A 17,495-nucleotide genomic window follows, 5' to 3' on the forward strand; every position below is an offset into this window, starting at 1 on the left:
AGCTTTACATTGGCATTCGTAGTGGCATGTGTAGGATAGGTGGTAGGCTTTGAAACCTGGGCGCCAGCTCAGGTGGAGCCACCCTTGAAATACCACCCTTATCACTATGGATGTCTAACCGCGGCCCGTTATCCGGGTCCGGGACAATGTATGGTGGGTAGTTTGACTGGGGCGGTCGCCTCCTAAAGAGTAACGGAGGCGCGCGATGGTGGGCTCAGAACGGTCGGAAATCGTTCGCTGAGTGCAATGGCATAAGCCTGCCTGACTGCGAGACTGACAAGTCGAGCAGAGACGAAAGTCGGTCATAGTGATCCGGTGGTCCCGCGTGGAAGGGCCATCGCTCAACGGATAAAAGGTACGCCGGGGATAACAGGCTGATGACCCCCAAGAGTCCATATCGACGGGGTTGTTTGGCACCTCGATGTCGACTCATCGCATCCTGGGGCTGGAGCAGGTCCCAAGGGTATGGCTGTTCGCCATTTAAAGCGGTACGTGAGTTGGGTTCAGAACGTCGTGAGACAGTTCGGTCCCTATCTGCCGTGGGTGTAGGAATATTGAAAGGATCTGTCCCTAGTACGAGAGGACCGGGATGGACGGATCTCTGGTGGACCTGTTGTGGCGCCAGCCGCATAGCAGGGTAGCTATATCCGGACGGGATAACCGCTGAAGGCATCTAAGCGGGAAACCCACCTTAAAACGAGTATTCCCTGAGAACCGTGGAAGACGACCACGTTGATAGGCCGGGTGTGGAAGAGCGGCAACGCTTGAAGCTTACCGGTACTAATAGTTCGATCGGCTTGATCGTTCTCATTCCTAATGCCCATTTCTGGTGACAATCCTTGGATTGCGCCGAGATGGATGGCACAGAAAACAGCTTCTCGAGCAACGTGCGTTTTGCCGACCTGGTGGTTATGGCGGAGCGGCTGCACCCGATCCCATTCCGAACTCGGCCGTGAAACGCTCCAGCGCTGATGGTACTTCGTCTCAAGACGCGGGAGAGTAGGTCGCTGCCAGGTCTGCCAAGCGCACGTTGTTTAATCTTCTCCTTACGAACAGGCCCGCCAACGGGATATCGGGCCGCGCAAGCGGCCCTTTCATTTGGCGGAAGCTTGAATCCGGTGAGCCAAGGCTTACCTTTAGGGTTGACGCGGGGTGGAGCAGCCCGGTAGCTCGTCAGGCTCATAACCTGAAGGTCACAGGTTCAAATCCTGTCCCCGCAACCAAAATACGAAAACGGCCCGCCTTGTGCGGGCCGTTTTCGTTTTGCTGGCCGATTGGTTCGATCCCCGTCAGGCCTCGCACGAAGCAGGCACAGCGAGACACCAAGGAAGGTCCAGCCCCCGCAACCAAATTCCTTGCATGCGAGCATCAAAAACCCCGGTAGCCTGTAAGCGGGCAGCTGAGGCCGTTCAGCGCTGGTAATTCCATGGCATGAGGGCGTCGATATCGCTGTTTCGCCAGCCATTGGCAATGCGCTCGAGGGTCAGGGTGAGCCAGGCGTGTGGATCGACCTGATTCATCTTGGCGGTGGTCAGCAGGGTTGCGATGGTGGCCCATGTCCGTCCGCCGCCGTCGCTGCCCGCGAAGAGGCTGTTCTTTCGGGTAATTGTCTGCGGCCGGATGGCGCGCTCGACGGTGTTGGAGTCGATTTCGATGCGGCCGTCGGTGAGGAAGCGCTCGAGCGCGCCACGCCGGCCGAGCGCATAGCGGATCGCCTCGGCGGGCTTCGATTTTCCCGACAGCTTGGGCAGCTCCTTTTCCCACAGCGCAAAGAGAGCGGCAACGATGGCGGCGGATTTCTCCTGACGCGCAGTAATCCGTACTGCCGGGTCCTGGCCGCGTACGGCCTCCTCGGCGGCCCACAGTGGGGCCATCTGCGCCACCGTCTGCGAGGCGATAACGGAGGAGCCTGCGGCATGCAGTTCGTAGAACTTGCGCCGCACGTGCGACCAGCACGCCGCCAGCATCACGCCGTCATTGCCCCGATCGGATCGGGCCAGCCGGTTATAGGCGGCGTATCCGTCGACTTGCAGGATGCCGCGATAGCCGTCCAGATGACGGGCGACACATTCGCCGGCGCGGCTGTCCTCGAAGCGGTAGGCGACGATGGGCGGTCCACTGCCGCCAAAGGGCCGATCATCGCGGACATAGGTCCAGAGGTAGGCCGTCTTGGCCTTGCCAGATCCCGGCGCCAGCGTTGGCAGCGTGGTCTCATCGGCGAAGACCCGCTCCCCCTGCTTGATGCGAGCCAGTGCGTAATCGGCGAGCGGCTCGAGCTCGAAGCCGAGCTTGCCCATCCACTGCGCCATCTGTGACCGGTCGATCTCGACCTGATCGCGGGCATAGATCGCTTCTTGGCGGTAGAGCGGCAGGCCATCGGCGTATTTCGACACTGCGATCTGCGCCAGCAGCGCTTCGGTCGGAATGCCGCTTTCGATGATGCGGGCGGGCGCGGCTGCCTGGATGACGCCGTCCCAACCCTTGTAGGCATATTTGGGGCGACGCGTGACGATCACCCGGAACTTCGCCGGGGTGACATCGAGCCGTTCGGAGACGTCCTCGCCGATCAGGATCTTTTCCAGCGCTTCGCAGCCAGCAGGCGTTTCGGGCTCGATAACCACCTCGACCCGTTCGAGATGGGCCGCAAAGCCTTTGCGAGGGCGCGGGGCGCGCTTCGCTTTCGAGCCGCCCGCAGACTTCTCCATCTGCGCTTGGATGGCCGCCACGCCGGTTTCGATCTCGTCGAAGACCAGAGCGTACTGCTCCTCGCTCAGCGCACCGGCCCGCAACCTTTCGGAGCGGCTGCCGAAGCGCGACCGCTCCAGCATCTTCACCACCGCCGTCAGTCGTGCGATCCGCTCCTCGGCGCTCTTGTTGACCAACTCGAGATGCGTATTGTGGGCTTCGAGATCGGCATTACGCTCTTCCAGACCGGCGGCTTTTTCGGCCATGGCAACAACCATCGCCTTGAGCGCGTCAACGTCGTCCGGGAGCGCGAGATCGGGTGCCGACATGGCCAAAATCAGAGCATATTCGCGGGCAATTTTCCCGCGTTTTCAGGCCCCTGATTCATCATGCCGCAGGGTTTTACCCAACCGATTGCGGCCGCCTGACGGTCTCCGTTCGAACCCGTTTCCAGTCCATTCCGTCAACCAGAGCCATGAGCTGAGCATGATTGAGCTGGACCCGGTGGTGGCCGATCCGCGGCCAGCAGAACTTCGCCTCATCCAGCCGCTTGGCATAAAGACACACGCCGCTGCCGTCCCACCAGACGATCTTGATCCTGTCCGCTCTTTTCGCGCGAAAGACATAAAGCGCGCCGTTGAACGGATCCGAACCGGCATCGCGCACCAGTGCCAGAAGGCCGTCGGGACCTTTTCTAAAATCGACGGGATGACTGGCGACCAACACCTTCACGCCGGCCGGGATCATGCCTGGCGAACCGCCCGGATAATCCGCACCAGCTGCTCCTCATTGATATCGGCACCGGCGCGAATGACCACGCCACCCAGCTCGATCTCCACCGACGCAGACGCTGTCGGCGTGACCTCGACAAAGCCGAGCCGCTCCGCATCCCTGTGTGGCGTGACCGCACCGCTCTTGATCGCCTTGCTCCGCCAGCCGAACAGCTGGGCCGGCGCCATCCCCGCTTGTCTGGCAATGGCCGATACATTCGCGCCCGGCTTCAGTGTCGCCTCGATCAGCCGCGACTTCGCTTCCGCCGACCAGCGCCGGCGCGGACGCTGCGGGCTTGCCTCCAGTCGGTTGGCAACCGCTTCAAGAACATGGAAACTTCTATCATCAGGCATAGGCGCAGACATAGAAATTGACACTGCAAGCTCCTCGGCTCCTTGCTTCAGTGTCAGTATGTCTCGCTCATCACCTCAAGCCGCGCCAGATGGGGTCAGCTTGGCGCTTACGNGCTCCTTGCTTCAGTGTCAGTATGTCTCGCTCATCACCTCAAGCCGCGCCAGATGGGGTCAGCTTGGCGCTTACGGTAGCCTTACGGGGCCGGGTTTTTTTCCGTCCCGGCGCGCGAGCTTCGGTGTTTGGCAGCACGCCCCAAAACAGAGTTCCACGTCCTGCCGGCACCTAAATGTGCTGCATGGATGCAGCTTTAGCCGGCATCCCGGTTGGTCAAACCGATGTGGCAGCAGCCGGAACCGTGGCCCGGCGTCCAGGTGACGTTGTCGAAGCGCACTCCGGTGGCCTCGAACAGTCCGCGGTCGAAGGCGCCGGCGATGCGGCAGAGCGTGGCGAGCTTCTCGTCGCCGACGCCGGTCTCGACCCAGGCGTCCTTCAGCGGACAGCGCCTGACCTTGAAGGCGATGCGGTCCGGACCGCGTTCGACGTCGGTCGGATACATGCGACCGCCATCCGGGCTGACGGCGAGGAACGCCTCGCCGATCGCCGGTGCGTCGTTTGGGCCGAAATCGGCAAAGGCCGCCGCCGCAACCTCCTTGCCGCGTTGTTCGATTATACGGATCATGATCGCCTCGGCTTTTTCCGCGCCCAACTCCGCGGTTAGCTCGTCGAGGAATAGACGATAGAGATCGGCGCGGTTGCGGAAGGCGGAATCGAGTTCGCGCGACAGTTTTTCGGCTCGGGCTTCGGCGTCGGTCATGATACGTCCCGTTCGATCCTTGACAGTCTTGGCGCTGCCGCCACCAGCGCCTTGCCGATCACGGATTGCGGCGCGTCGATTACGCTGCGCGCATCGCCGCTCTCGGCAATCCGCCCGGCTTCCAGAATAGTGACCCGGTGGGCGATGGCACGGACGACACCGAGATCGTGCGAAATGAAGAGATAGGCGATGCGTTCCTCGCGTTGAAGGTCAAGCAGCAGCTGCAGGATCTGCGCGCGAACGGAAACGTCGAGCGCCGACACGGCCTCGTCGAGCACGACCAGCGACGGTTTCGTGGCGATGGCGCGGGCGATTGCAACGCGCTGGCGCTGACCGCCGGAGATTTCGTGAATGGCGCGGCCGGCAAGACCGGAGCTGAGGCCGACGCGTTCCAGCAGAGCGGCAATACGGCGCGGGCGTTCGGGGCCGGAGGCAATGTGATGAATGCGCAAGGGGTCGTCGAGCACCCGCGCCACCGTGGCGCGCGGGTTCAAGGCGGCGAGCGGATCCTGAAACACCATCTGAAGACGGGCGCGCCGGCCGCGCAAGGCAGCGCCGTTCAGCGACAGGAAATCGCTGCCTTCAAATTCGATACGGCCGGTATCGGCTTCGATGAGCCGGAGCACTAGACGAGCTATCGTCGACTTGCCGCTGCCGGAAGGTCCGGCCAGCGCCAGCGTCTCGCCGGGTTCGATGTGGAAGGAAACGTCGTCGACCGCGGCGATGATCTTGCCGCTGCGACTGTATCGTTTGGTCAGGCCGGAAACGGCGAGCAGCGGGTCGGTCATGTTCGCAACAGCGGCTCGGCGTCGAGGCCGAGATGAGCGTCAAGCAGCACACGAGTGTATGCGTGACGCGGCGCATTGACGATTTGGGCTGTCGAACCGAGCTCGAGCAGCTCGCCATGCCGGAACACCGCGATGCGCTCTGCAAGCTCAGCGGCCAGCGCGATGTCGTGGCTGATGAACAGCAGCGTCATACCGTCCTCGGCCACCAGTCGCCGGATCAGCCCGACGATCTCGGCCTGCACGATCGTATCCAGCGCGCTGGTCGCCTCGTCGGCGATCAGCAGTTTCGGCCCGGCCGCAATCGCTGCGGCGATCGCCACACGCTGCTTCTGGCCGCCGGAGAGCTGGTGCGGGAAGGCGCAGAGGGCAGCGTCCGGATCGGGCAGGCGGACGCGCTCGAGCAGGGTTTTTGCCTTGGCATAGGCGTCTCGCCAACTGAGGCCGAGATGGGTGTAGGCGACTTCCGCGATCTGCTTGCCTATTGGCATCACCGGATCGAGACTTGCGGATGGGTCCTGGAAAATGAAGCCGATGTCACGGCCACCGATTGGAGCATGGTCGCGAAGGCTTGCAGGTTGGCGTCCCGTCGCGCCCCCCTCTGTCCTGCCGGACATCTCCCCCTCAAGGGGGGAGATTGCACTTTCATCTCTGCCTTCGCCAATCACCGAAGCTGGCGGAAAGGAACCGGCTGCGGAACTGCCGATCTCCCCCTCAGAGGGGGAGATGTCCGGCAGGACAGAGGGGGGTGCCTTGGCATCAAACATTGGTGGCGGGCGCAAGAGCCAATCGATGCGGCCTTCGATCCTGGCGGTGGCCGGTAGCAGGCCGGCAATGGCCAGCGCCAGCGTGCTCTTGCCCGAACCGCTTTCACCGATGATGGCAAAGCGCTCGCCGGCGGTGATGTCGAAGCCGACATTCTTCAGCGCCGCTACCTCGGCGCCGTCGCGGCGATAGGTCACCGTCAGATTGCGGATCGAAGCAAGCGCCGTCACGACAGGCTCCTCCTCATCGCCGTGGTCTCGACGACGCCTTCGCCGGCGAGATAGACGCCGAGCACGGTGAGCACGAGCGCTACGCCCGGAATGATCGACAGGAAGGGCGCGGTGCGCAGCACGGCGCGGCCTTCGGCGATCATGCCGCCCCAGGTAACCCGGTTGGGATCGCCGAGGCCGAGAAAGGACAATGCCGCTTCGGTGAGAATCGCCGCGGCGACGATCACCGACGACAAAGCCATTACCGGCGGCAGCGCATTGGGGAGCACCTCGCGAAAGGCGATCTCCAGCGGATGCATGCCGATGACGCGGGCGCCGGCAACAAAATCGCGCTCGCGGATCGACAGCACTTCGGCCCGCGCCACGCGTGCCGGTCCTGTCCAGGCGCCAAGCGCTATCGCCACGACGACGACGCCGAGCGATGGCCCGACGATGCTGACGAAAGCCAAAGCTAGCAGGAAGGCCGGCACGGTCTGGAAAGCGTCGGTGATGCGCATCAGCACTTCGTCGACGAGGCCGCCGGCAAAGCCGGCCAACGTGCCGATCACGGCGCCGACGGCAAGGGCGGCGGCTGCTGCTGCCAGCCCGACCGCCAGGGAGGTACGGGCGCCATGGAAAAGCTCGGCAAGCACGTCGCGGCCTAGGCGGTCGGTGCCCAGTGGCAGCGACCAGTCCTGGAATGGCGGCAGCAATGCCGGCCCGGCAATCGCCTGCGGATCGCCGGGAAAGAACAAAGGTGCGGCAAGCGCCACGGCAAACAGTGCCGCCAGGAAGACCGCGCCGGCGATCGCTTCCGGCGTGCGAAGAAAGCGGCGAAGCGGGCTCACGCACCGGCCTCACTGGCGCCGACGCGCGGATCGAGGAAGGCGTAAGCGATGTCGACGAGAAGGTTGACGATGACGACCAGAACGGCGCTGACGAGAATGATGCCGAGCAGCAACGGCGTGTCGCGCGCGGCCACCGCTTCCTGCGCCAGCCGGCCAAGGCCGGGCACGGAAAAGACGCTTTCGATGACGACGCTGCCGCCCAGCATTTGCGCGGACTGCAGGCCAAGCATGGTGACCAGCGGCAACAATGCGTTGCGGGCGACGTGGGCGAGCACGATGCGCTGGCGGGAAAGTCCCCTGGCGCGGGCGGCGAGGACAAAATCCTGTCGCCAGACTTCGGCCATGCCGGCGCGCATCATGCGCAGGTAAAGCGCGAGATAGATGAAGCCGAGCGCGGACACCGGCAGGACGAGATGGCGGGCGATGTCGGCGGCGCGATCGAGGCCGGTCTTGCCCGAGGCGATGCTCTCGATGCCGCCGATCGGAAACCAGCGCAGGTCGACGGCGAAGACGATGATCAGCACCAGCCCGAGCCAGAATCCCGGTACGGCATAGAGCGCCAGCGAGCCGATGGACAGGAAGCGATCACGGAAGCTGCCGGGTCTGGCGCCGGCATAGATGCCGAGCGCCGAGCCGAGGCCGAAGGAGAGCGCGGTGGCGCTGCCCATCAACAGCAGCGTGGTAGGCAGGCGCTCGAGGATGACGTCGCGGATCGGCCGCGAGAAGGTGACCGACTGGCCAAGGTCGAGATGCAGCAGCGCCCAGAGATAGTTGGCCAGCCGCGTCAGCTCCGATTGGTCGAGACCCCAGCGGTGACGCAACAGCTCGATCATGCCGGCGTCGCCGCCGGTCGAGACGATATAGGCATCGACCGCGTCGCCGGGCGCTGCTTCGAGCAAAAGGAAGGTGCCGACGACGACGATCAGCAGCACGAAGATGCTGCCAACGAGACGGCGGCGAAGAAGGATGAGGGCGCGGGTCATGGCGCAGCACTGACAGGAGAGCCAAGTCTTCGGCGCTGCGTTCGGCACCCCCCTCGTGGGGGAGATGTCCGGCAGGACAGAGGGGGGCGCGAAGGAACTCTCATAGCCGAAGCTGAGCACCCACATAGGCGATGTGCAAGCCTTGAGCCGACCTGCCTAAGCCTCCAGCCAAGTGTCCGCCCAGTTCGATACCGCCCAGCGCGGGTTGTTGGCGATGTTCTTGACCGTGTCGCGGGCGACGCTGATGAAACTCCATTCGGCGACGTTGATGAGCGGCAGGTCGGCGGCAACTTTTCTCTGGAACTCCTTGTAGAGTTCGGTGCGGGCGGCGGTGTCGAGCGTCTCCGATGCCTTGGCGATCAGGGCATCGAGTTCAGCGTTCTTGTAGCCGCCCTGGTTGGAGAAGGGCACGCCGTCGGGAATGCCGCTCTGCACCAGGATGGTGGTCGAGATCGCCGGATCGCCGCGAAACACCGGCGGCCCGACCGCAAGGTCGAAGGCGTGGTCGGTGTAGACCGCCTTGATGTGCGCGGCCGAGTCGTTGTTGACCAGCTGGGCGTCGATGCCGATGGCGGCGAGCGCCTGGCGCAGATAGTCGCCGAACTGCTTGGTCTCGTTGAAGTAGGGCGCCGGCAGCAGTTTCAGCGAAAAGCGCTTGCCGTCATCGCCTCGGCTGTAGCCGGCCTCGTCAAGCAAGGCATTGGCCTTGGCAACGTCGAAGTCATAGGTCGGCACGTCGGCGGTGTAGAATTGCGGATCGTTTTTCGGCACCGGGCCGGTGGCGGTCGCGGCATAGCCGAGAAATACCGTCTTGACGACGAAATCCTTGTCGATGGCGTGAGCGATCGCCTGGCGCACTTTCAGGTCGGCCAGCTCCTTGCGGCGATGGTTGATCTCGACGATCAGTTGGTAGGTCAGCGCTTCGTAGCCTTTGGTGATAACCTTGAGGCCAGGCACCTTGGAGATGCGGTCGAGATCGGCCAACGGCACGGCGGAAAAGGCGGCGAGCTGGATTTCCTCCGCTTCGAGCGCGCTTGCGGCGGAGGTGCGGTCGGGCAGCACCTGATAGATGATCTCGTCGAGATAGGGCTGGTCCTTGCCCCAATAATCGGTGTTCTTCTCCAGCCGGTAATATTCGCCGGGCTTGTATTCGGCGAATTTGAATGGGCCGGTGCCGACCGGTGCGTTGTTGGCCGGGTTGTCCTCAATCTTTCCGGTCTCATAGATGTGCTTCGGCACCACGCTGGTGAGAGCCGGCAAGGCATTGCGGATCAGCTGGAACGGTGTCGGCTTGGCGAATTTGAACACGGCGGTGGCCTCGTCCGGCGTGTCGACGGCCTCAAGATCCTTGAACACGGTGCGGCCGAGATTCTGCAGCGGTTTCCAGACCTGCAGCGCCGAGAAGGCGACGTCGGCGGAGGTAAAGGGCTTGCCGTCATGCCATTTGACGCCCTCGCGTAGCTTAAATGTCACCGACAGGCCGTCGGCGTCGCCTTCCCAGCTCAGCGCCAGGCGTGGATCGAGCCCGTCCTTGCCGTCAAAGGATGCCTCGGCCAAGGTTTCCACGATCTTGCTAGAAATGAAGAAGACACCGTTCGAGGCGACGATCGCCGGATTGAGATTGCGCGGCTCGGAATCGGCGGCAACGACCAGTCGTCCGCCCTTTTTCGGCGTTTGCGCCCAGCCGATCGTCGGCATGGCCGTGGAAGCCAGCAGCAATGCCGAACCGGCCAGCATCGTGCGTCTGGAAATGGTGAACTCTGACATGATCGAACTCCGTCCTCTCCGCGACCCGGCCGGGTCCGCCGTACCCCTCGGACGCTCATAAGCGTTCCACAACGTGATTATGAGCCTTGTCGGGGGTTTCGCCAGAGACGGAATTGGCGCATCCTCGCGTGGCTTTGAAATTTCCGTCCGCTGGACCAGTTGTACAGAAACGGTTCGATGCGCGGATTCTGGCAGGACCAGACTGGAGGGAGTGCAGCAGGTGAAGGAGCTTTTGGGGCTCGTTCGCCATTCTGGCTGGACCAGATCGGGCAAAATGATGCAGTTTTAAGCATAGCCGAGGATCAGAGCCAGAAAAGCCGGCACCGCCGAGCGGCTGGCTAAGGGATTTCAGGGAGAGAGACATGAACATTGCCCCGGGCAAGAATGCCGTCGGCAGCGTGCCGTTCGACCAGGCCAGGGTGGACGGGCTGATGGAGGAGGACGGCATCGACGTGCTGCTCGCCACATCCAAGCACAACACGCAATATCTGCTTGGCGGCTACAAGTTCATCTTCTTCGCCGCCATGGATGCGATCGGCCACAGCCGCTATTTGCCTGTTGTCGTCTATGAGAAAGGCGGCCCGGAGCATGCCGCCTATATCGGCAACCGCATGGAGGGCGGCGAGCACCAGAACCACCCGTTCTGGACGCCGACACTGCATGCCGCCTGCTGGGGCACGCTCGATGCTGCCAATCTCGCGGTCGAGCATTTGCAGAAGATCGGCAAGGGCAATGCCCGCATCGGCATCGAACCGGGCTTTTTGCCGTCCGACGCTTATATGCTGATCCGCAACGCACTGCCGGACGCCAAGCTGATCGACGCGACGCATATGCTTGAGCGCATGCGGGCGATCAAAACCGAGGCGGAGCTGGAGAAGCTGCGCATCGCCTCGGAACTGATCACCGATTCCATGCTGGCGACCATTGGCTGGGCGCGCGAAGGCACGAGCAAGAGCGAGATCATCGAGCAGCTCAGGCGCGAGGAGACCAATCGCGGCGCGCATTTCGAATATTGCCTGTTGACGCTAGGCTCCAGCCACAACCGCGCCGCGTCGCCGCAGGCGTGGAAGAAGGGCGAGGTGATGTCGATCGATTCCGGCGGCAACTACCACGGCTATATCGGCGACCTCTGCCGCATGGGCATTCTGGGCGAGCCGGACGCTGAACTCGAGGATCTGCTGGCCGAGGTCGAGGCGGTGCAGCAGGCGGCCTTCTCCAAAGTCGAGGCGGGCACGCTGGGCGGTGACATGATTTCTCATGCCGAAGGCGTGCTGAAGAAATCCAAGGTTGCGCCCTATACCGATTTCTTCGCGCACGGCATGGGGCTGATCACGCATGAAGCGCCGTTCCTGATGACCAACCATCCGGTAACGTATGAAGGCACCTTTGCCGAAAAGCCGCTGGAGAAGAACATGGTGCTCTCGGTCGAGACGACCATGCTCCACCCGACACGCGGCTTCATCAAGCTCGAGGATACGGTGGCGGTCACCGATGCCGGCTATGTCATGTTCGGCGACCGGGGCAGGGGCTGGAACAGGGGCGGGGCTTAGGCGCCTTCTATCTCACTTCCCGCCTGGCGGCAGCAGCGTGAAATCCGGCAAATCCCGCAGTGCCAGTTCCGGCCCGGCCGGCGAATAGACGACGAAGAGCTGCATCGGCCCGTCGCCGGTGTTGAGCGTCGAGTGGAAGCGGCTTTCCGGCACATAGATGGTGCAGCCGGGGCCGACCTTCTCGACGACCGGGTTGCCCTTCTCGTCCTCGACCATCTGCTCGCCATTGCCTGAGATGACGAAGATGATCTCCTCGGCACCCGGATGGTTATGACGCGTATGGCCCTTGCCCGACGGCAGGTCGACGACACCACCGGAAAAGCGCGTCGCGCCGTTCACTTCGGGAGCGATCGTCAGCGACAGCTTGCCCCAGTCGAAGCCGAAGGCGCTGACGTCCTTCGGGTATACGAACACCTTGCTGTTGTCCGTCATCGTCTCATCCCTTGTTTTTCTTGCTGTTTTTGTGCCGCGCCGAACGTGACGGCCTTGAAATCCGCCGTTTGTCTCGCGATCGAGGCTTCCGCCGGCAGCCGTTCCATCGAACTGGCGCCGTAGAAACCATGCAGGCTCTTGCAACGCTCAAGAATATATTTGGCGTCGTCCGGCATCGAGATCGGTCCGCCGTGGCAAAGCAGGATGATATCCTCGCGCACTGAGCGTGCCGCTTCGGCGATGGCGTCGATTTCCCTCACACAGTCGTCCAGCGATTTGGCCGAGGTTGCCCCGATCGAGCCGCCGGTGGTCACCCCCATATGGGCGACAACGATGTCGGCGCCGGCTTTTGTCATGGCGCGCGCCTCGTCTGGATTGAAGACATAAGGCGTGGTCAACAGGTCAAGCTTGTGTGCCTCGGCGATCATGTCGACCTCGAGCCCGAACCCCATGCCGGTTTCCTCAAAACTCTGCCGCATCTGGCCGTCGAACAAGCCGATTGTCGGAAAGTTCTGCACACCGGAAAAGCCCATCGTCTTCAGTTCGGCCAGCAGCAGCGGCATGATGACGAAGGGATCGGTGCCGTTGACGCCGGCCAGCACCGGCGTCTTCTTCACCACCGGCAGCACTTCGTAGGCCATTTCCTTGACGATCTCGTTGGCATTGCCATAAGCGAGCAGGCCGGCGGCCGAGCCGCGCCCGGCCATGCGGTAGCGGCCGGAATTGTAGATGATGATCAGGTCGATGCCGCCGGCTTCTTCGGCCTTGGCCGAGAGGCCGGTGCCGGCGCCGCCGCCGACGATTGGCACGCCGTCGCCGATCATCTTGCGGAATTTTTCCAGGATTTTCTTGCGCGGTATGGCGGGCATGTCTTGGTGTCTCACTGTCTGGCGATGTCGAGGAAGGCCGTTGTCGCAGCCCAGGCGAATTCCGGGTCGTTGATGTGCAGCGGCAGGCGCAGCACGCGGCGCTTCTTGTCGGGTTTGATCGTGCGCTCGATCGCCTCGAACAGCACCGCATCGGCTTCAGGATCGAAGAAGGCGCCGCCTTCGATGTCGAGCGCCGACACGCCTTTCTCCGGAATGAGGAAACGAACCGGACCCTCGCAGAGGCTCAGCCTTGTGCCGATCCATTCGCCGATCGTGCGGCTTTCGTCGGCGGTGGTGCGCATCAGCGTGACGTTTGGATTGTGCTCGTAGAACAGCCGCCTGCGATAGCGTTCCGGAATTGTCGGCGGCGCCCAGAAATTGACCATGTCGAGCGCGCCGACCGAGCCGACATAGGGCAGCCTGGTGCGGGCGATGGCGCCAAAGCGATCGTCGGTCGCCGGCAGCACGCCGCCCAACAGAAAGTCGCAGACTTCCGTCGTGGTGATGTCGATGACGCCGGACAACAGGCCGCTATCGGCAAGCTTCTCCATGGCGCGGCCGCCGGTGCCGGTGGCGTGAAAGACCATGCAGTCATAGGTCGAACGAAGCTCATCGGCGATCGCCGTCACGCATGGCGTGGTGACGCCGAACATGGTGAGGCCGAGCGAAGGTCTGCCGTCAGGCGGCGGGGCCGGCTTCGCCGCCATGCCTGATATCGCCTGGGCGGCATTGTGCAGCACGACACGGGAAAGCCGGTTGAGGCCGGCCATGTCGGTCACCGACGGCATCATGACGATGTCGGAGACGTCGACATAGGGCGCGGTGTCGCCGGAAGCCAAAGTCGAAACCATGATCTTGGGCAGGCCGAGCGGCAGCGTTCGCATGCCTGCGGTGATGATCGAGGTGCCGCCACCGCCGCCAATGCCGATAATCGCGGCAATATCGCTGCGCGACTGGACAAACCGCGCGAAGGCGGTGGCCATTGCCGCCACCGATGTGCCGCGGTCGTCGATGCCGAGCACGGCATTGCGGCCACCGGGATGATGGCTGGCGACCTCGTCTGCCGAAACATCGACCGGCACGGTCGCCTCGCGTGTTCCGATGTCGACACGGGCAATCGATGCGCCGGTTGCGGCGACCGCATCGGCCAGAAAAGCGAGCTCCTCGCCCTTGGTGTCGGCGGTGCCCACCACATAGATGCGCTTCATCGCGTTTCCCCGGTCTTGGGCGTGCTCGGCGCTGCCGCCCCGTTGCCCGGCCGTTCGACGGCGCGAAGGGCCATTGCAATTTTTTGAGACGCGCGTATCGTATTGACATGGATGTCTCACGTCAACAAGCGACGGTGAACGACGATGCCGGCCAAGGGGCGAACCCGCGGGCCGAGCGCGGGCCCCGCGCCCGCACCAGGCGGCTGATGCTGGAGACGGCGACAAGGTTGATGCAGGCGGGCGCCACGCCGTCGGTCAGCGAGGTCGCGGAAGCAGCGGAAGTCTCCCGCGCCACCGCTTATCGGTATTTTCCGAGCCAGGCGGCGCTGGTGCAGGCGGTCGTCGATGAAGGGCTTGGGCCGATCCTCACCTGGCGATCGAACTCTACCGATCCCGAGTGCCGGATAGCCGAGCTGTTCGAAACCGCCATGCCGCGCATCGAGGCCTTCGAGGCGACGTTCAAGGCGGCGCTGAAACTGTCGCTCGACCAGTGGGCGCAGCGACAGGCAGGCACGCTGGGCGGTGAGCCGACCTTCACGCGCGGCCATCGCGTCGAGCTTTTGAAGGATGCGATCGCGCCGCTCAAGGGCCGGTTGCCGCCGCGCGAATTCAAGCGGCTCGCGCAAGCGCTGTCGCTGATCTTCGGCGTTGAGATGCTGATCGTATTGAAGGATATATGGGGATTGGATAGCCGCAGGATGATGTCGGTCGCGCAATGGGCAGCCAGCGCGCTGGTACGCGCGGCGGTGACGGAATCGATGATTGAAGGAGATGGGATCGCACCGGCGACGGCCGCTAGATGACGCCAATCTGGTTCGACCAGATTTGCACCCTGCATACCCATACTATTGGCGATGCAGCGGTCCAGGCAAGGCCCTTGTATATCAAATAGTAGGAAAATTCAGGGAAAACAGGGAGATACTGCGGAAACCGACTTGCCAGCCTGCCCGCCATCGGCCAAGAAAGGGCTTGACGTGCCTCTGAAATTGGTAATACCAGATTAGAATAAATAAAGCGGATAAAGGTGAAGGCTGAGATCCGTTTCGGTCGAGCGAGGAGGCTCACAAACCGGAACGGTGCCGTCACGGGAGGACTACCAGGGCCGGCCTCGCTGCCGGTTCTCATGAACGGTAGAATGCGCACAAGGGAGGAAATCATTATGCGCAAGACAATGACCAGCGTGCTTGCTGGTATCGGCTTAGTGCTCGCCTGCGGAACGTCCGTCTACGCGCAGGAAAAGGAACTCACCATATTCTGGGCGGAATGGGATCCGGCCAATTACTTGCAGGAACTCGGCAACGAGTACGAGAAGGAAACCGGCGTCAAGATCACGGTGGAAACCACACCGTGGCCCGACTTCCAGACCAAGGCCTTCACCGAGTTCAACGCCCATGGCGACGCCTATGATATGGTCGTCGGCGACTCGCAATGGCTCGGCGCCGGCTCGACCGGTGGCCACTATGTCGACCTGACCGACTTCTTCAACAAGCACAAGGTCGGCGAAGTGATGGCACCGGCGACGGTGAAATACTATGCCGAATATCCGGGCGGCAGCAGCAAGTACTGGGCCATTCCGCTCGAAGGCGACGCCGTCGGCTGGTCCTACCGCAAGGACTGGTTCGAAGACCCCAAGGAAAAGGAAGCCTTCAAGGCCAAGTATGGCTACGATCTCGACGTGCCGAAGGATTTCAAGGCGCTACGCGACATCGCCGAATTCTTCTACAGGCCGGATCAGAAGCGATACGGCATCGCCATCTACACCGACAATTCCTATGACGCGATGGCGATGGGCTTCGAAAACGCGCTGTTCTCCTTTGGCGGCGAGCTGGGTGATTATAAGACCTACAAGGTCGACGGCTTCATCAACTCCGACAAGGCGATCGCGGCGCTCGACGCCTACAAGGAACTCTACAAGTTCACGCCTCCGGGCTGGGCCAAGTCGTTCTTCGTCGAGGACAACCAGGCGATCACTGAAAACCTGGCCGCGATGAGCATGAACTACTTCGCGTTCTTCCCCTCGCTGATCAACGAGGCGTCGAACCCGAACGCCAAGAACACCGGCTTCTTCGCCAATCCTGCCGGACCTGGCGGCGACCAGTTCGCCGCACTCGGCGGTCAGGGCATCTCCATCGTTTCCTACTCGCAGAAGCAGGAAGAGGCGACGAAGTTCCTTGAATGGTTCATCAAGGACGAGACCCAGAAGAAATGGGCAGCGCTCGGCGGCTACACCTGCAGTGCCGCCGTGCTCAAGTCGCCCGAATTCCAGAACGCCACGCCGTACAACAAGGCGTTCTACGAGACCATGTTCAAGGTCAAGGACTTCTGGGCGGTTCCGGAATATGCCGAACTGCTGCAGCAGCTCAACCAGCGCGTTTACCCCTACATGATCGGCGGCGAAGGCACCGCCAAGGAGACGCTGGACGCACTGGCAGCCGACTGGAACGCGACCTTCAAGAAATACGGCCGCGGCCAATAAGTATGAAGTTTCACGGAGGGGGCGTTCGTGCCTCCTCCGTTTCTTTTCTGATTTTTGAACCGGGAGCAGGGTCTTGGCGACCACGATGATCACCACGCTGGACAGGTCCTCGCGGGCCGCCGCTCGCGGTCTCAGCGACATTTCGATCCGCAATCTCTTCATCATCCCGACGATCCTGTTTCTGATCGTCTTCAACATCTTCCCGCTGATCTATTCGCTGGGCTATTCGTTCACCGATTTCCGCGCCTCGACCAGCGCGGCGGCGAATTTCGTCGGGCTGCAAAACTATCGCGACCTGCTCGGCGATCCCTATGTCTGGTCCAACTTCGCCATCACCGCGAAATACGTCATCATCTCGGTCGCCGGCCAGCTGCTCGTCGGCTTCGGCGTCGCCATGCTGCTCAACCGCGACATTCCGCTCAAGGGCCTGCTGACGACGCTCCTGTTATTGCCGATGATGCTGTCGATGGCCGTCGTCGGCCTGTTCTGGAAGCTGCTCTACGATCCGTCCTTCGGCATCATCAATTATGCGCTCGGCCTCGGCACCTTCGAATGGCTGTCGGATCCGAAAATGGCGCTCTATGCGGTCGCGCTGACCGACATCTGGATGTGGTCGCCCTTCGTCATGCTGTTGTCGCTGGCCGGCCTGTCGGCCGTGCCCAAGCATCTCTACGAGGCAGCCGCGATCGACAGGGCCGGGCCGTTCTACACCTTCTTCCGCATCACGCTGCCGCTGGTGGCGCCGATCCTGATGATCGCGGTCATCTTCCGCACCATGGAGGCATTCAAGACCTTCGATCTCGCCTACATCCTGACCAGCCAGCCGACGGCCGAACTGATCTCGATCCGGCTCTATAAGATGGCATTCCAAGAATGGCAGACCGGGCGCTCCTGCGCACTCGCCTACATCGTGCTGATCATGGTGCTGGCTATCACCAATATCTATGTCAAATACCTCAACAAGGTGAAGGAGCGCTGA

Annotated in this window: 16 protein-coding genes, 1 tRNA gene and 2 rRNA genes (1 of these 19 only partly in view); 7 read left to right on the forward strand and 12 right to left on the reverse strand. The window is 62.5% G+C overall.

Going from position 1 to position 17,495, the window contains the following annotated elements; genetic code table 11:
• The 3 genes from X773_RS46395 to X773_RS46405 all read left to right on the forward strand — a co-directional run.
• A 23S ribosomal RNA gene (locus X773_RS46395) occupies nt 1-805 on the forward strand (it extends 1,994 nt beyond the left edge of the window).
• A gap of 96 nt (nt 806-901) precedes the next feature.
• Nucleotides 902-1,016, forward strand: a 5S ribosomal RNA gene (rrf, locus tag X773_RS46400).
• 130 nt (nt 1,017-1,146) lie between these two features.
• Nucleotides 1,147-1,223, forward strand: a tRNA-Met gene (locus tag X773_RS46405).
• A 186-nt stretch (nt 1,224-1,409) separates the two neighbouring features.
• Here the strand turns inward: X773_RS46405 and X773_RS46410 are convergent.
• The 9 genes from X773_RS46410 to X773_RS46450 all read right to left on the reverse strand — a co-directional run bounded on the left by X773_RS46410 (nt 1,410) and on the right by X773_RS46450 (nt 9,981).
• Nucleotides 1,410-3,014, reverse strand: coding sequence for an IS66 family transposase (locus X773_RS46410; protein ID WP_023675162.1), 1,605 nt, complete (start codon nt 3,012-3,014; stop codon nt 1,410-1,412).
• Between the two features lie 73 nt (nt 3,015-3,087).
• On the reverse strand, nt 3,088-3,432 hold the full coding sequence (gene tnpB, locus X773_RS46415) for an IS66 family insertion sequence element accessory protein TnpB (RefSeq protein ID WP_023675163.1): 345 nt from the start codon (nt 3,430-3,432) through the stop codon (nt 3,088-3,090).
• A complete protein-coding gene (locus X773_RS46420; protein WP_245274633.1) occupies nt 3,429-3,809 on the reverse strand; it encodes a transposase in 381 nt (126 codons plus the stop codon). Before X773_RS46420 ends, tnpB begins: the two co-directional genes overlap by 4 nt.
• 308 nt (nt 3,810-4,117) lie before the next feature.
• The gene (locus X773_RS46425) at nt 4,118-4,624 is read right to left on the reverse strand and encodes an L-2-amino-thiazoline-4-carboxylic acid hydrolase (protein ID WP_023675165.1); all 507 of its coding nucleotides are present in this window, start codon (nt 4,622-4,624) and stop codon (nt 4,118-4,120) included.
• A complete protein-coding gene (locus X773_RS46430) occupies nt 4,621-5,412 on the reverse strand; it encodes an ATP-binding cassette domain-containing protein (protein WP_023675166.1) in 792 nt (263 codons plus the stop codon). The genes X773_RS46425 and X773_RS46430 overlap by 4 nt, the downstream gene beginning before the upstream one ends.
• Nucleotides 5,409-6,404 (reverse strand): ABC transporter ATP-binding protein, encoded by a 996-nt coding sequence (locus tag X773_RS46435; RefSeq protein ID WP_023675167.1) that lies wholly within the window; start codon nt 6,402-6,404, stop codon nt 5,409-5,411. The genes X773_RS46430 and X773_RS46435 overlap by 4 nt, the downstream gene beginning before the upstream one ends.
• Nucleotides 6,401-7,231, reverse strand: coding sequence for an ABC transporter permease (locus tag X773_RS46440; protein ID WP_023675168.1), 831 nt, complete (start codon nt 7,229-7,231; stop codon nt 6,401-6,403). The genes X773_RS46435 and X773_RS46440 overlap by 4 nt, the downstream gene beginning before the upstream one ends.
• Nucleotides 7,228-8,214: an ABC transporter permease gene (locus tag X773_RS46445; protein ID WP_023675169.1), complete on the reverse strand. Its 987-nt coding sequence runs from the start codon at nt 8,212-8,214 to the stop codon at nt 7,228-7,230. The genes X773_RS46440 and X773_RS46445 overlap by 4 nt, the downstream gene beginning before the upstream one ends.
• Nucleotides 8,215-8,370: 156 nt before the next feature.
• Nucleotides 8,371-9,981 carry an ABC transporter substrate-binding protein gene (locus X773_RS46450; protein ID WP_023675170.1) on the reverse strand — a complete coding sequence of 537 codons (1,611 nt, stop codon included), beginning with the start codon at nt 9,979-9,981 and terminating at the stop codon, nt 8,371-8,373.
• 362 nt (nt 9,982-10,343) lie between these two features.
• Here X773_RS46450 and X773_RS46455 point away from each other — a divergent pair, with 362 nt between their 5' ends.
• A complete protein-coding gene (locus tag X773_RS46455; protein ID WP_023675171.1) occupies nt 10,344-11,531 on the forward strand; it encodes a Xaa-Pro peptidase family protein in 1,188 nt (395 codons plus the stop codon).
• Between the two features lie 12 nt (nt 11,532-11,543).
• Here X773_RS46455 and X773_RS46460 read toward each other — a convergent pair whose 3' ends face one another.
• From X773_RS46460 to X773_RS46470, 3 genes are read right to left on the reverse strand one after another with little or no spacing between them, the layout of a single operon-like run.
• Nucleotides 11,544-11,963, reverse strand: coding sequence for a cupin domain-containing protein (locus X773_RS46460; RefSeq protein ID WP_023675172.1), 420 nt, complete (start codon nt 11,961-11,963; stop codon nt 11,544-11,546).
• On the reverse strand, nt 11,960-12,832 hold the full coding sequence (locus X773_RS46465; RefSeq protein ID WP_023675173.1) for a phosphoenolpyruvate hydrolase family protein: 873 nt from the start codon (nt 12,830-12,832) through the stop codon (nt 11,960-11,962). Before X773_RS46465 ends, X773_RS46460 begins: the two co-directional genes overlap by 4 nt.
• A gap of 11 nt (nt 12,833-12,843) precedes the next feature.
• Entirely contained in the window at nt 12,844-14,040 is a 1,197-nt protein-coding gene (locus tag X773_RS46470; RefSeq protein ID WP_023675174.1) for a Tm-1-like ATP-binding domain-containing protein, read from the reverse strand.
• Nucleotides 14,041-14,147: 107 nt separating this feature from the next.
• Here X773_RS46470 and X773_RS46475 point away from each other — a divergent pair, with 107 nt between their 5' ends.
• From X773_RS46475 to X773_RS46485, 3 genes are all read left to right on the forward strand, one after another.
• Complete coding sequence (locus X773_RS46475) at nt 14,148-14,843, forward strand: TetR/AcrR family transcriptional regulator (protein WP_023675175.1); 696 nt, start codon at nt 14,148-14,150, stop codon at nt 14,841-14,843.
• A gap of 356 nt (nt 14,844-15,199) precedes the next feature.
• Nucleotides 15,200-16,516, forward strand: a complete 1,317-nt coding sequence (locus X773_RS46480) for an extracellular solute-binding protein (protein WP_023675176.1) — start codon at nt 15,200-15,202, stop codon at nt 16,514-16,516.
• A gap of 73 nt (nt 16,517-16,589) precedes the next feature.
• The gene (locus X773_RS46485) at nt 16,590-17,495 is read left to right on the forward strand and encodes a sugar ABC transporter permease (RefSeq protein ID WP_023675177.1); all 906 of its coding nucleotides are present in this window, start codon (nt 16,590-16,592) and stop codon (nt 17,493-17,495) included.

This window comes from Mesorhizobium sp. LSJC280B00 (genome assembly GCF_000502835.1).
In the GTDB taxonomy this organism is placed as follows: Bacteria; Pseudomonadota; Alphaproteobacteria; order Rhizobiales; family Rhizobiaceae; genus Mesorhizobium.